This window comes from Streptomyces sp. NPDC127197 (genome assembly GCF_042672405.1).
GTDB lineage: Bacteria > Actinomycetota > Actinomycetes > Streptomycetales > Streptomycetaceae > Streptomyces > Streptomyces flavusporus.
On the sequence record NZ_JBHXVG010000009.1, the window covers coordinates 1 to 12738 of the forward strand.

Genomic DNA, 12738 nt, shown 5'->3' on the forward strand with positions numbered 1-12738 from the left:
GGCCTGGCCGTGGGGCGCGGTTTCGCCCCGGGGGGGTTTAATGCGCTTGGCCGTGTCCGTGGTGGTGTACCTGGTGGGGGTGCGGGGTTGGTGGTTGTTCGGGGCGGTGTTGTGGGGGGGGGGGGCCGGGGGGTTTTCGCCCTGCGGGGGGGGCGGGGGCGGCCGGCGGCGGGCCCCGGGCCCGGCTCCGCGGGCGCTGAGCACGGGGCACCTGAAAAAGGGGGGTGAACAGGAGCGCGAATGGTCAGGATGGAGGCATGGGATTCCATGTCGACTCCGAGGCCGGGCGGCTGCGCCGCGTCATCCTGCACCGGCCCGATCTCGAGCTCAAAAGGCTCACGCCCAGCAACAAGGACGCCCTGCTCTTCGACGACGTCCTGTGGGTCCGCCGGGCGCGGGCCGAGCACGACGGGTTCGCCGACGTGCTGCGCGACCGTGGCGTCACCGTCCACCTGTTCGGCGATCTGCTCACCGAGGCCCTGGAGATCCCGGCGGCCAGGAAGCTCGTCCTGGACCGGGTCTTCGACGAGAAGGAGTACGGGGTGCTCGCCACCGACCACCTCCGTGCCGCCTTCGAGGGCCTGCCCTCGCGCGAGCTGGCCGAGGCCCTCGTCGGCGGCATGACCAAGCGGGAGTTCCTGGAGGCGCACCCCGAACCGACCTCCGTGCGCTTCCATGTCATGGAGCTCGACGACTTCCTCCTCGCACCCCTGCCCAATCACCTCTTCACCCGTGACACCTCCGCCTGGATCTACGACGGGGTCTCCGTCAACGCCATGCGCTGGCCGGCCCGCCAGCGCGAGACGGTGCACTTCGAGGCGATCTACCGGCACCACCCGCTCTTCCGCGACACGGGCTTCCACGTCTGGTCCGAGGGGCAGGCCGACTACCCGTCCACCATCGAGGGCGGGGACGTCCTGGTGATCGGGAACGGCGCCGTCCTCATCGGCATGAGCGAGCGGACCACGCCACAGGCCGTCGAGATGCTCGCGCACAAGCTGTTCGCCGCGGGCTCCGCGCAGACCATCGTGGCCCTCGACATGCCCAAACGGCGTGCCCTGATGCACCTCGACACCGTGATGACGATGGTCGACGGTGATGTCTTCACCCAGTACGCGGGGCTCGGCATGCTCCGCTCGTACACCATCGAACCGGGCGTCGGCGAGAAGGAGCTCAAGGTCACCGACCACCCCCCGGAGCACATGCACCGGGCGATCGCCGCCGCGCTGGGCCTGAGCGAGATCCGGGTCCTGACCGCGACCCAGGACGTGCACGCGGCCGAGCGCGAGCAGTGGGACGACGGCTGCAACGTCCTCGCCGTCGAGCCGGGCGTCGTCGTCGCCTACGAGCGGAACTCCACCACCAACACGCACCTGCGCAAGCAGGGCATCGAGGTGATCGAGATCCCGGGCAGCGAGCTGGGCCGGGGGAGGGGCGGGCCGCGGTGCATGAGCTGTCCGGTCGAACGGGATGCCGTATAGAAATCCCACCGGGTGCATAGAAATGTCGACAGTCGTATAGACTTCCAGGAGTCCGTGTACCCGTACCTCTGGAGCGCCCGATGGCGACAGCCCCGACCTCACTCGCCGGCCGCCACTTCCTCAAGGAGCTGGACTTCACCGAGGACGAGTTCCGCGGCCTGATCGAGCTGGCCGCCGAGCTGAAGGCCGCCAAGAAGGCCGGGGCCGAGACCCAGTACCTGCGGGGAAAGAACATCGCGCTGATCTTCGAGAAGACCTCGACGCGCACCCGCTGTGCCTTCGAGGTCGCGGCCGCCGACCAGGGCGCCTCCACCACGTACCTCGATCCCTCCGGTTCGCAGATCGGGCACAAGGAGTCCGTGAAGGACACGGCGCGCGTCCTCGGCCGGATGTTCGACGCCATCGAGTACCGGGGCGACAGCCAGGCCAACGTCGAGGAGCTGGCGGCGTACGCGGGCGTTCCCGTCTACAACGGACTCACCGACGACTGGCACCCCACCCAGATGCTCGCCGACGTGCTCACCATGACCGAGCACAGCGCCGAACCGATCAAGGAGATCGCCTTCGCCTACCTCGGCGACGCCCGCTTCAACATGGGCAACTCCTACCTGGTCACCGGCGCCCTGCTCGGCATGGACGTCCGTATCGTCGCTCCGAAGTCCTACTGGCCCGCCCAGGAGATCGTCGACCGGGCCCGCGCGCTCGCCGAGACCAGCGGCGCCCGCATCACGCTCACCGAGTCCCTGGACGAGGGCGTCCGGGGCGCCGACTTCGTCGCCACGGACGTCTGGGTCTCCATGGGGGAGCCCAAGGAGGTCTGGGACGAGCGGATCGCCGCCCTCAGCCCGTACGCCGTGACCATGGACGTCCTGCGCGCCACCGGCAACCCGGACGTGAAGTTCCTGCACTGCCTGCCCGCCTTCCACGACCTGGGCACCAAGGTCGGCCGCGAGATCCACGAGCGGCATGGCCTTGAGCATCTGGAGGTCTCGGACGAGGTCTTCGAGTCCGCCCACTCGGTCGTCTTCGACGAGGCGGAGAACCGGCTGCACACCATCAAGGCCGTGCTGGTGGCAACGCTGGCCTGACCAGCGCCTTATGCTGTCCGGCGGCCCGGAGCCACCCCTTCCGCGGTCGCCGCGCGACCTGACCCGGTCGCACCCGCACCACCAGAAACGAGCACCACCCGTATGCCCCGCATCAAGTCCCCCGCCCTGCTGGTGGCCGATTCCGGCGCCGACCGCGAAGGTCACGGCCTGAAGCGCACCATGGGCCTGTTCCAGCTCATCTGCTTCGGCGTCGGCGCCATCGTCGGTACCGGCATCTTCGTCGGCCTGTCCGACTCGGTCGCCCAGGCCGGCCCCGCCGTCGTCGTCTCCTTCGTGCTCGCCGCGATCACCTGCGTGTTCACCGCGTTCGCCTTCGCCGAGCTGGGCGGCGCGATCCCCGTCTCCGGCTCCTCGTACTCCTTCGCCTACGCGGGCCTCGGCGAGACCACGGCCTTCCTGGTCGGCTGGTGCCTGCTCCTGGAGTACGGCGTCTCGGTGTCCGCCGTCGCGGTCGGCTGGAGCCAGTACGTCAACGAACTGCTCGACAGCCTCATCGGCCTGCAGCTGCCCGCCGCGCTCTCCGCGAGCCCCGGCGACGGCGGGGTCGTCAACCTGCCCGCCGTCCTGGTCATCGCCATGGCCGCCGTCCTGCTGGTGCGCGGTGTGCGCGAGAGCGCCCGGGCCACCGCCGCCATGGCGGCGCTCAAGCTCGCCATCCTCGTCGCGTTCTGCGCGATCGGCTTCAGCGCCTTCCAGGACGGCAACCTCGTGCCGTTCGCCCCGGCCGGACTGGCCGGCATCGGCGCGGGCACCACGGCCGCCTTCTTCTCGTACATCGGCTTCGATGCGATCACCACCGCCGGTGAGGAGGCGAAGAACCCGCGCCGGGACATCCCGGTCGCGATCCTCGTCTGCATCGGCCTGGTCACCCTGCTGTACTGCGCGGTCGCCCTGGCCGCGATCGGCGCCATCGGCGGCGACGAGGTCGGCGGCCGGCCCGCCGCGCTGTCGTACGTCGTCGACCAGGTCACCGGCTCCGGCGTCGGCGGCACAGTGATCGCCTTCGGCGCGGTCGTGGCCATCGCCTCGGTGGTGCTGGCGGTGATGTACGGCCAGAGCCGCATCCTGATGTCGATGTCCCGGGACGGGCTCGTCCCGCGCATCTTCGAGAAGGTGTCGCCGAGGACCGCCACGCCGGTCGCCGGCACCTTGATCATCGCGGTGGTCTTCGCCGTCCCGGCGGCCTTCGCGTCGCTGGACTCCGTGGTCAACCTGTGCACCATCGGCACGCTCGCCGTCATGGCCGTGGTCAATGTCGCGGTGATCGCCCTGCGCCGCCGCGAGCCGGACCTGCCGCGCACCTTCCGGGTGCCGCTGTACCCCGTGGTGCCGCTGCTCGGCGTCGCCTTCTGCCTGTACCTGATGTACGAGACCGGCCGGGCGACCTGGATCCAGTTCGCGGTGTTCCTCGCGGTGGGGCTCCTGGTGTACGTCGGCTACGGGCGCCGCAACTCGCGGCTGACCGAGGTCACGCCGGACGAGGGCGCCGCTGACGAGGTACTGCAGGGAGTCTGAACCACACCGCCTTGCCGGACTCGGTGGGGCGGTGACCGCAGGAGGAGCTGAGGGTGCGGATCAGCAGCAGACCGCGCCCGTGCTCCTGCCACGGGTCGGGGGGGCCGCCGTCGGGCCGGGTGAGGTCGCCCGGCGGCGCCGGGTCCGGGTCGTGCACCTCCACCTGGCAGGCGGTCGGCAGCAGCTCCAGCACCAGCTCTATCGGCGCGTTCCCGGCGGTGTGCTCCACGGCGTTGGCGACCAGCTCCGCCGTGAGCAGCTCCGCGGTGTCACTGTCGGCGCCGTGCTCCAGCTCGGCCAGCGCGGAGCGGACCAGCGTGCGTGCCACGGGCACGGCCGCGGCGGAGTGCGGCAGTGCGACACGCCAGGAGGCGGAGGCAGGGGGGCGTTCGTACAAGGCGAGTCCGTTCGTGGAGCAGGCTCCTGGGGCCGACATTCAGGCTGTCCTGCTTTCAACTTCAGGAATGGTACGACGCCCCTCGAAAGGGTCCCACGAGGGGCATCGCCGGGACCTTCGGCCCGTATGACCGGCTTACCCGGGTGAACGGGCGGTCTCGCACCGCTGCTCCCGCCGTTACCACGTTATTGACGTCCGATTACCTATGTGACGGGAGCGCGCCCTGGGACCAGGCCTGTGACCAGGCGTTATCGCGCAATCGTGACGGTAGTCACAGATAGGTGATAGCGTCGTGGGTAAGAGGTTCAGTGAGGCAGTGCCCGCCCGAGGAGGCCGCACCCCATGAGTCCCTTCACCGGCTCCGCCGCTCCCACCTCACGCTGGCGCCATCTGCGCGTCGACCGCACCGATGGCATCGCCACCGTCACCCTCGCCCGCCCGGAGAAACTCAACGCCCTCACCTTCGGCGCCTACGCCGACCTGCGCGACCTGCTCGCCGAGCTGGCCCGGGAACGGTCCGTGCGCGCCCTGGTGCTGGCCGGCGAGGGACGCGGCTTCTGCTCCGGCGGGGACGTCGACGAGATCATCGGGGCGACCCTGGCGATGGACACCGCCCAGCTCCTCGACTTCAACCGGATGACCGGCCAGGTGGTGCGGGCCCTGCGGGAGTGCCCGTTCCCGGTGATCGCCGCGGTGCACGGCGTGGCGGCCGGCGCGGGGGCCGTCCTCGCCCTGGCCGCGGACTTCCGGATCGCCGACCCCACCGCCCGCTTCGCCTTCCTCTTCACCCGGGTCGGCCTGTCCGGCGGCGACATGGGCGCCGCGTACCTGCTGCCGCGGGTCGTCGGACTGGGCCACGCCACCCGCCTCCTCATGCTCGGCGAGCCGGTGCGGGCACCGGAGGCCGAGCGGATCGGCCTGATCAGCGAGGTCACCGACGAGGGCAGCGCCGACGAGGCCGCGCAAGCGCTCGCGCGCCGCCTCGCCGAGGGCCCGGCACTGGCGTACGCCCAGACGAAGGCGCTGCTGACGGCGGAGCTGGACATGCCACTGGCGGCGGCAGTCGAACTGGACGCCTCGACGCAGGCCCTGCTGATGAACGGCGAGGACTACGCAGAGTTCCATGCGGCGTTCAAGGAAAAGCGACCTCCAAAGTGGAGGGGACGGTGAGTGTGCCCACCCCAGGGGCGCGGGGAACTGCGCGACCAGCCACACACAACCCGCAGTCGCCAGACAAGACCAGCCACCCCCTACGAGTCGCAATCATCGGCGGCGGCCCCGGCGGCCTCTACGCCGCGGCGTTGCTGAAACGCCTCCACCCGTCCCGCAAAATCACCCTCTGGGAACGCAACGCCCCCAACGACACCTTCGGCTTCGGAGTCGTCCTCTCCGACGAAACCCTGGGCGGCATCGAACACGCCGACCCGGTGGTGTACGAGGCCCTGCAGCAGCACTTCGTACGGTGGGACAACATCGACATCGTGCAGGGAGGCACCCAGCACACCTCCGGAGGACACGGCTTCGCCGCCCTCGGCCGCAAACGCCTCCTCGAGATCCTGCACGACCGCTGCCGCGCCCTCGGCGTAGAGCTCCGCTTCCGCACCGAGGCCCCGCACCCGGCCGACCTGGCGGACACACACGACCTGGTCATCGCCGCCGACGGCGTGCACAGCAGCACCCGCGAGGCCTACGCCCACATCTTCCGGCCCCAGGCGGCAGTCCACCGCTGCCGCTACATCTGGCTCGCCGCGGACTTCCCCTTCGACGCCTTCCGCTTCGAGATCGCCGAGACCGAGCACGGCGTGATGCAACTGCACGGCTATCCGTATGCGGCCGACGCCTCCACCGTGATCGTCGAGATGCGCGAGGAGGTGTGGCGGGCGGCCGGGTTCGCGGAGCTCGACGAGCAGGAGTCGATCAACCGCTGCGCCAAGATCTTCGCGGACGCGCTCCGTGGCCGGCCCCTGCGCTCCAACAACTCGACGTGGACCACCTTCCGCACGGTCGTCAACGAGCGCTGGTCGCACGGCAATGTCGTCCTGCTCGGCGACGCCGCCCACACCGCCCACTTCTCCATCGGCTCCGGCACGAAGCTCGCCGTCGAGGACGCGCTGGCGCTCGCGGCCTGCCTGGAGGAACAGTCTTCGCTGCAGCGGGCGTTGGCGGCGTACGAGGAGGAGCGCAAGCCGGTCGTCGCCTCCACGCAGCGCGCGGCCCGCGCCAGCCTGGAGTGGTTCGAGAACCTGGAGCTGTACCTCGGCCGGCCGCCCCGCCAGTTCGCCTTCAACCTGCTCACCCGCAGCCGCCGGGTCACCCACGACAACCTCCGGCTGCGCGATGCGCACTTCACCGAGGCCGTCGAGCGCGAGTTCGGCTGCCCGCCCGGCACGCCCCCGATGTTCACCCCGTTCCGGATGCGCGGCCTGACCCTGCGCAACCGGGTCGTCGTCTCGCCCATGGACATGTACTCCGCCACCGACGGCGTCCCCGGCGACTTCCATCTCGTCCACCTCGGCGCCCGCGCCCTCGGCGGCGCCGGACTGGTGATGACCGAGATGGTGTGCATCAGCCCCGAGGGGCGGATCACGCCCGGCTGCACCGGCCTCTACACCGGCAAGCAGGCCGAGGCGTGGAAGCGGATCACCGAGTTCGTGCACACGCAGGCGCCGGGCACCGCGATCGGCGTGCAACTCGGCCACTGCGGGCGCAAGGGCTCGACCAGGCTGATGTGGGAGGGCATCGACGAACCGCTGCCCCACGGCAACTGGCCGCTCGTGGCCGCCTCACCTCTCCCGTACAAGCCGGGCAGCCAGACCCCGCGACAGCTCTCCCGCGCCCAACTCACCGATCTGCGCGAGCAGTTCACCGCCGCGGCCTGGCGGGCCGCCCGCGCGGGCTTCGACCTGCTCGAACTGCACTGTGCCCACGGCTATCTGCTCTCCGGCTTCCTCTCCCCGCTGACCAACCTGCGCACCGACGCCTACGGCGGCTCCCTCGCCAGACGGCTCCGCTTCCCGCTGGAGGTCTTCGACGCCGTACGGGGCGTGTGGCCGGAGGAGAAGCCGATGACCGTCCGCATCTCCGCCGCCGACTGGGCCGAGGGCGGGACCACGGCCGAGGAGGCCGTCGAGATCGCCCGGGCCTTCGCCGCGCACGGCGCCGACGCGATCGACGTGTCGACCGGGCAGGTGGTGGCCGACGAGCGGCCGGAGTTCGGGCGGTCGTACCAGACGCCGTACGCGGACCGCATCCGTCACGAGGCGGGCATCCCGGTGATCGCGGTCGGCGCGATCTCCTCCTGGGACGACGTCAACTCCCTGATCCTGGCCGGGCGCACGGACCTGTGCGCGCTCGGCCGCCCGCACCTCTACGACCCGCACTGGACCCTGCACGCCGCCGCCGAGCAGGGCTACGAGGGGCCGGGCGTCGCCTGGCCGGCGCCGTACTGGGCGGGCAGCCGCCGCCCCCGGACCGGACGCACGGACGCCCCCAAGCCCCGCCTCACGCTGGGGGGTTGAGTTCCGCCTGCCCGCGTCACACGCCGACGAAGGCTGCGCCGGCGTCCCTCAGGCGTTCGTGCAGGCCACGGAAGACCGCGGCCGAGCGGACGCCGGGCCAGTTCGCGGGCAGCAGGCGCGCGGGCAGGCCGGGGTCCGTGTAGGGCAGATGGCGCCAGGAGTCCAGGGCGAGGAGGTAGTCATGGTAGGCCTCCTCGGGCGGGGTGTCCGTGCGCCGCTGCCAGTCCTGCAGCACGCGCGCGTGCCGGTCGAGGAACGCCTCGTGCTGCTTGGCGATCGCGGCCAGGTCCCACCAGCGGGCGACCGCCTCCCCGGTCGGCGCGAAGCCGAGGTGCTCGCCGCGGAAGAGGTCGACGTACGCATCGAGGCGCAGCCGCTGGAGGGTGTGCCGGGTCTCCTCGTACAGCCGGGCCGGGGCGATCCACACGCCGGGCGCCGCCGTGCCGAAGCCGAGGCCGGCCAGCCGGGAGCGCAGCACGTGCCGCTTCTGCCGCTCCGACTCGGGAACCGAGAACACCGCGAGCACCCAGCCCTCCTCCTCGGGCGGCGCGGTCGCGTAGATGCGCCGGTCGCCGTCGTCGAGCAACTGGCGGGCGTCCGGGGAGAGTTCGTAGCCGGCCGCGCCCTGCTCCGTGCGGGCCGGCACGAGCAGACCGCGCCGTTTCAGCCGGGACACCGACGAGCGTACCGAGGGCGCGTCCACCCCGACCGCGGCCAGCAGCCGGATCAGCTCGGCGACGGGCACCGGGCCGGGCATGGAGCGGCCGTACGCGCCGTAGAGCGTGACGATGAGAGACCGGGGAGCGTGCTGGTCGGACACGTTGATCATCTTAGGTCGTGCGGATCACTGCTGGTCACCCTCGGTACGTAGGCGGAACCTCTGAAGTTTTCCGGTCGCCGTGCGCGGCAGGGCGTCCAGGAAGACGATCTCGCGCGGGCATTTGTACGGCGCAAGTTCGGACTTGACGAAGCCGCGCAGCGCCTCGGCGTCCCGCTCGGCGCCCTCCTCGAGGACGACGAACGCCACCACGGCCATGCCGCGTGCCTCGTCGGGCCGCCCGACGACCGCCGCCTCCACCACGTCCGGATGACGCAGCAGCGCGTCCTCGACCTCCGGTCCGGCGATGTTGTACCCGGCGGAGATGATCATGTCGTCCGCGCGGGCGACGTAGCGGAAGTAGCCGTCGCTCTCGCGGACGTAGGTGTCGCCGGTGATGTTCCAGCCGCCCCGCACGTACTCGCGCTGCCGTGGATCGGCGAGGTACCGGCAGCCGACCGGTCCGCGCACGGCCAGCAGTCCCGGCTCCCCGTCGGGCAGTTCGCGCCCGTCGCCGTCCACCACGCGCGCGTGCCAGCCGGGGACGGGCAGGCCCGTCGTGCCGGGCCGGATGTGCTCGTCGGCCGCCGAGATGAAGATGTGCAGCAGCTCGGTGGCGCCGATGCCGTTGATGATGCGCAGGCCGGTGCGCTCGTGCCAGGAGTGCCAGGTGGCCGCGGGCAGGTTCTCGCCCGCGGAGACACAGCGGCGCAGACAGGTCACGTCGTGTCCGTCGAGTTCGCCGAGCATGGCGCGGTACGCCGTCGGCGCGGTGAACAGGACCGACACCCGGTGCTCGGTGACCGCGGGCAACAGCTGTTTCGGACCTGCCTGTTCGAGCAGCAGCGCGGTGGCGCCGGCCCGCAGCGGGAAGACGACGAGACCGCCGAGACCGAAGGTGAAGCCGAGCGGGGGGCTGCCCGCGAAGACGTCGTCCGCGTGCGGGCGCAGTACGTGCCGGGAGAACGTGTCGGCGATCGCCAGGACGTCCCGGTGGAAGTGCATGCACCCCTTCGGGCGGCCGGTGGTGCCGGAGGTGAAGGCGATCAGCGCCACGTCGTCGGCCGCGGTGTCCACGGTGGGGTACGGGGTGTCCGGCGCCGGGCGGTGCAGCAGGTCGTCCGGGGCGTCACCGCCGTACGTCGTGATGTGCAGCCCGGGGATCTCGGCCTTGGCGAGGTCGTCGACGGCACGGATGTCGCACAGTGCGTGCCGCACCCGCGCCATCTCGCAGATCGTGCTCAGTTCGTGCGGGCGCTGCTGGGCCAGCACGGTGACGGCGACCGCGCCCGCCTTCAGCACCGCCAGCCAACAGGCGGCCAGCCAGGGCGTGGTCGGGCCGCGCAGCAGGACCCGGTTGCCGGGGGCGATCCCGAGGCCGGAGGTGAGGATGTGCGCGAGCCGGTCGACGCGGGCGCGCAGCTCGCCGTACGTCCACGGCTCGCCGTGCGGGGTGCGGAACGCCGTGCGGTCGTCCGGGGGGCCGTGGAGCAGTTCGGCGGCGCAGTTCAGCCGTTCGGGGTAGCGCAGCTCCGGCAGGTCGAAGCGGAGCTCGGGCCACTGGTCGGGCGGCGGGAGATGGTCGCGCGCGAAGGTGTCGACGTGGGCGGAGCGGGTCAGTCCGGCCATGGCGGTTCGCCCCTTGCCTGGTGGGCGTCGGGTGGGCTCGCACAAGGAGCGTATCGCGTTGGTGACGACAGTCAATAGAGCGCGATACCGTCGAGGTGTCCCGCTCCGGAGGGAGGACGGCAGTGCCCGCATTCTCACTCGAACCGGATAAAACCGCCTGGTGTGCCGAGCTGCGCACCCTCGCCGCCGAACGACTGCGCCCGCTCGCCGAGAAGGGTGAACCCGGGCACGTCAACCGGCCGCTCCTCGCCGAACTCGGCCGGCTCGGGCTGCTGCAGCGGCTGTTCACCTCCGGCGCGCTCGACCTCTGCCTGATGCGCGAATCCCTCGCGTACGCCTGCACGGAGGCCGAGACCGCTCTCGCCCTCCAGGGCCTGGGCGCCCACCCGGTGCACGCCCACGGCACCCCCGCCCAGCGGGAACGCCTGCTGCCGGGGGTGATCGAGGGCACCACGGTCGCGGCCTTCGCGCTGAGCGAACCGGGGGCGGGGTCGGACGCGGCGGCGCTGTCCCTCGCCGCCGAGCCCGACGGCCCGTCCCGCTGGCGGCTCACCGGGGAGAAGTGCTGGATCTCCAACGCCCCCGAGGCCGACCACTACACCGTCTTCGCGCGGACGACCCCGGGTGCGGGCGCACGCGGGGTGACCGCCTTCCTCGTGCCGGGCGACCGGCCCGGCCTCACCGGCACCGGCCTCGACATGCTCTCGCCGCATCCCATCGGGGCCCTGGACTTCGACGCCGTGCCGGCGACGGCGGACGACGTGCTCGGCGAGGTCGACCGCGGCTTCCGCGTCGCCATGGGCACCCTCAACCTCTTCCGGCCCAGCGTCGGCGCCTTCGCGGTCGGGATGGCGCAGTCGGCGCTGGACGCGAGCCTCACGCACACCGCCCGCCGGGAGGCCTTCGGCGGCCCGCTGAGGGACCTTCAGACCGTGGCCCACCGGGTCGCCGAGATGGCGGTACGGACGGAGGCGGCCCGCCTGATGGTGTACGCGGCGGCGACGGCGTACGACGAAGGCGCCGACGACGTCCCGCAACGCGCCGCCATGGCGAAACTGCTCGCCACGGAGACCGCCCAGTACGTCGTCGACGCGGCCGTCCAGCTGCACGGCGCGCGGGCGCTGCGCCGCGGGCATCTGCTCGAACACCTCTACCGCGAGGTGCGCGCACCGCGCATCTACGAGGGGGCCAGCGAGGTCCAACGCGGCATCATCGCCAAGGAGTTGTACGCGAGCCTGGAGGCGACCCCGTGACCGCCGAGCGCATCGACCCGCCCGACCTCTCCCCGGCCACCGGCTTCTCGCACGCCGTCGTCGCCACCGGCTCCCGCACGGTGTTCCTGGCGGGCCAGACCGCCCTCGACACCGACGGCAAGGTCACCGGGACCACCCTTCCCGAGCAGTTCGAGAAGGCGCTGACGAATCTGCTGACCGCGCTGCGGGCGGCGGGCGGCACCCCGTCCGACCTCGCCCGTGTCACCGTCTACGCCACGGACGTCGCCGCCTACCGCGCTCACGCTGCCGAACTGGGCAGCATCTGGCGGCGGTTGGCGGGCCGGGACTACCCCGCGATGGCGGTCGTCGAGGTCGTACGGCTGTGGGACGAGGAGGCGATGGTGGAACTCGACGGGTTCGCGGTGCTGCCGTAGGGCCTGTCCGGCAGTCGGGACGGCCGGCGTAACAGTCGCCTCCGAAGGGGTGACGATCATGCTCGTGGGGATGCGCGGTCCCGGTCCCTGTGGAAGTACCTCACAGCAACCCCCTGCCACCTGGAGGTCGTTCCATGTCCCTGCCCCTGCGCACCGGCCTCGGCGCCGCCGCCACCGCCGCGCTCGCCCTGCTCGCCACCGCCCCCGCCCAGACTGCGACGGCCGAACCGTTCGAGATGGTCACGGTCGACCGGACCGGCCGTGTCGGCCGACGGCACCGTCACCCTCTCCGGCACCTACCGCTGCAGCGGCGCCACCGGACCGGTGTACGTCAGCTCATCGGTGCAGCAGACCTCGAACTCGTCGTCGGACCGTCACAGCTTCGGCGGGACCCGTGCCGAGTGCGACGGCGAGGCGCACCGCTGGGAGAACACGCAGCAGCTGTCACCGGGCGCGGTGGAGCCGGGCGAGGCCAGGGTGAAGGCCACGATCATGGAACTGAACTTCGAGAGCGGCCTGCCGCTACCCGTCTTCCACGCGTCGCAGCAGGAGGACGTCACGCTGGTCGCGGGCTGACCCCTCCGATCGCCCGGCGCCCGCCACCACCTCACACGGTGGCGGTCG

At 71.7% G+C, this 12738-nt stretch carries 10 protein-coding genes and 1 pseudogene; 8 read left to right on the forward strand and 3 right to left on the reverse strand.

Annotation, left to right across the window (positions count from 1 at the left end; all coding sequences use genetic code 11):
* Positions 1-257: 257 nt before the first annotated feature.
* The 3 genes from ACFVJQ_RS16155 (at position 258) to ACFVJQ_RS16165 (ending at position 4105) form a co-directional block, all read left to right on the forward strand.
* Entirely contained in the window at positions 258-1481 is a 1224-nt protein-coding gene (locus ACFVJQ_RS16155) for an arginine deiminase (protein ID WP_224736427.1), read from the forward strand.
* Between the two features lie 80 nt (positions 1482-1561).
* Positions 1562-2569, forward strand: coding sequence for an ornithine carbamoyltransferase (argF, locus tag ACFVJQ_RS16160; protein WP_385509497.1), 1008 nt, complete (start codon positions 1562-1564; stop codon positions 2567-2569).
* Positions 2570-2671: 102 nt separating this feature from the next.
* On the forward strand, positions 2672-4105 hold the full coding sequence (locus ACFVJQ_RS16165; protein WP_385509498.1) for an amino acid permease: 1434 nt from the start codon (positions 2672-2674) through the stop codon (positions 4103-4105).
* Here the strand turns inward: ACFVJQ_RS16165 and ACFVJQ_RS16170 are convergent.
* Positions 4059-4541, reverse strand: coding sequence for an ATP-binding protein (locus ACFVJQ_RS16170; protein WP_385784337.1), 483 nt, complete (start codon positions 4539-4541; stop codon positions 4059-4061). The genes ACFVJQ_RS16165 and ACFVJQ_RS16170 overlap by 47 nt on opposite strands.
* A 303-nt stretch (positions 4542-4844) precedes the next feature.
* Here ACFVJQ_RS16170 and ACFVJQ_RS16175 point away from each other — a divergent pair, with 303 nt between their 5' ends.
* Together ACFVJQ_RS16175 and ACFVJQ_RS16180 are read left to right on the forward strand one after the other, a co-directional pair.
* The gene (locus tag ACFVJQ_RS16175) at positions 4845-5672 is read left to right on the forward strand and encodes an enoyl-CoA hydratase family protein (RefSeq protein WP_385784340.1); all 828 of its coding nucleotides are present in this window, start codon (positions 4845-4847) and stop codon (positions 5670-5672) included.
* Positions 5657-8020, forward strand: coding sequence for a bifunctional salicylyl-CoA 5-hydroxylase/oxidoreductase (locus tag ACFVJQ_RS16180; protein ID WP_385784343.1), 2364 nt, complete (start codon positions 5657-5659; stop codon positions 8018-8020). Before ACFVJQ_RS16175 ends, ACFVJQ_RS16180 begins: the two co-directional genes overlap by 16 nt.
* Positions 8021-8036: 16 nt before the next feature.
* Here ACFVJQ_RS16180 and ACFVJQ_RS16185 read toward each other — a convergent pair whose 3' ends face one another.
* Both ACFVJQ_RS16185 and ACFVJQ_RS16190 read right to left on the reverse strand, forming a co-directional pair.
* Positions 8037-8849 carry a PaaX family transcriptional regulator C-terminal domain-containing protein gene (locus tag ACFVJQ_RS16185; protein ID WP_385784346.1) on the reverse strand — a complete coding sequence of 271 codons (813 nt, stop codon included), beginning with the start codon at positions 8847-8849 and terminating at the stop codon, positions 8037-8039.
* Positions 8850-8864: 15 nt separating this feature from the next.
* Complete coding sequence (locus tag ACFVJQ_RS16190; RefSeq protein ID WP_385509504.1) at positions 8865-10466, reverse strand: AMP-binding protein; 1602 nt, start codon at positions 10464-10466, stop codon at positions 8865-8867.
* Positions 10467-10588: 122 nt separating this feature from the next.
* Here ACFVJQ_RS16190 and ACFVJQ_RS16195 point away from each other — a divergent pair, with 122 nt between their 5' ends.
* From ACFVJQ_RS16195 to ACFVJQ_RS16205, 3 genes and pseudogenes are all read left to right on the forward strand, one after another.
* Positions 10589-11719 (forward strand): acyl-CoA dehydrogenase family protein, encoded by a 1131-nt coding sequence (locus ACFVJQ_RS16195; protein WP_385784349.1) that lies wholly within the window; start codon positions 10589-10591, stop codon positions 11717-11719.
* Positions 11716-12114 carry a RidA family protein gene (locus tag ACFVJQ_RS16200; protein WP_385509506.1) on the forward strand — a complete coding sequence of 133 codons (399 nt, stop codon included), beginning with the start codon at positions 11716-11718 and terminating at the stop codon, positions 12112-12114. The genes ACFVJQ_RS16195 and ACFVJQ_RS16200 overlap by 4 nt, the downstream gene beginning before the upstream one ends.
* Before the next feature lie 140 nt (positions 12115-12254).
* A pseudogene (locus ACFVJQ_RS16205) lies at positions 12255-12690 on the forward strand (DUF6299 family protein).
* Positions 12691-12738: the final 48 nt, after the last annotated feature.

What these genes read in the sequence shown, in the direction of transcription:
- ACFVJQ_RS16175 (WP_385784340.1), top strand. Translation starts at nt 4,845, where the DNA reads ATGAGTCCCTTCACCGGCTCCGCCGCTCCCACCTCACGCTGGCGCCAT.
- ACFVJQ_RS16155 (WP_224736427.1), top strand. Translation starts at nt 258, where the DNA reads ATGGGATTCCATGTCGACTCCGAGGCCGGGCGGCTGCGCCGCGTCATC.
- ACFVJQ_RS16185 (WP_385784346.1), bottom strand. Translation starts at nt 8,849, where the DNA reads ATGATCAACGTGTCCGACCAGCACGCTCCCCGGTCTCTCATCGTCACG.
- ACFVJQ_RS16170 (WP_385784337.1), bottom strand. Translation starts at nt 4,541, where the DNA reads ATGTCGGCCCCAGGAGCCTGCTCCACGAACGGACTCGCCTTGTACGAA.
- ACFVJQ_RS16190 (WP_385509504.1), bottom strand. Translation starts at nt 10,466, where the DNA reads ATGGCCGGACTGACCCGCTCCGCCCACGTCGACACCTTCGCGCGCGAC.
- ACFVJQ_RS16165 (WP_385509498.1), top strand. Translation starts at nt 2,672, where the DNA reads ATGCCCCGCATCAAGTCCCCCGCCCTGCTGGTGGCCGATTCCGGCGCC.
- argF (WP_385509497.1), top strand. Translation starts at nt 1,562, where the DNA reads ATGGCGACAGCCCCGACCTCACTCGCCGGCCGCCACTTCCTCAAGGAG.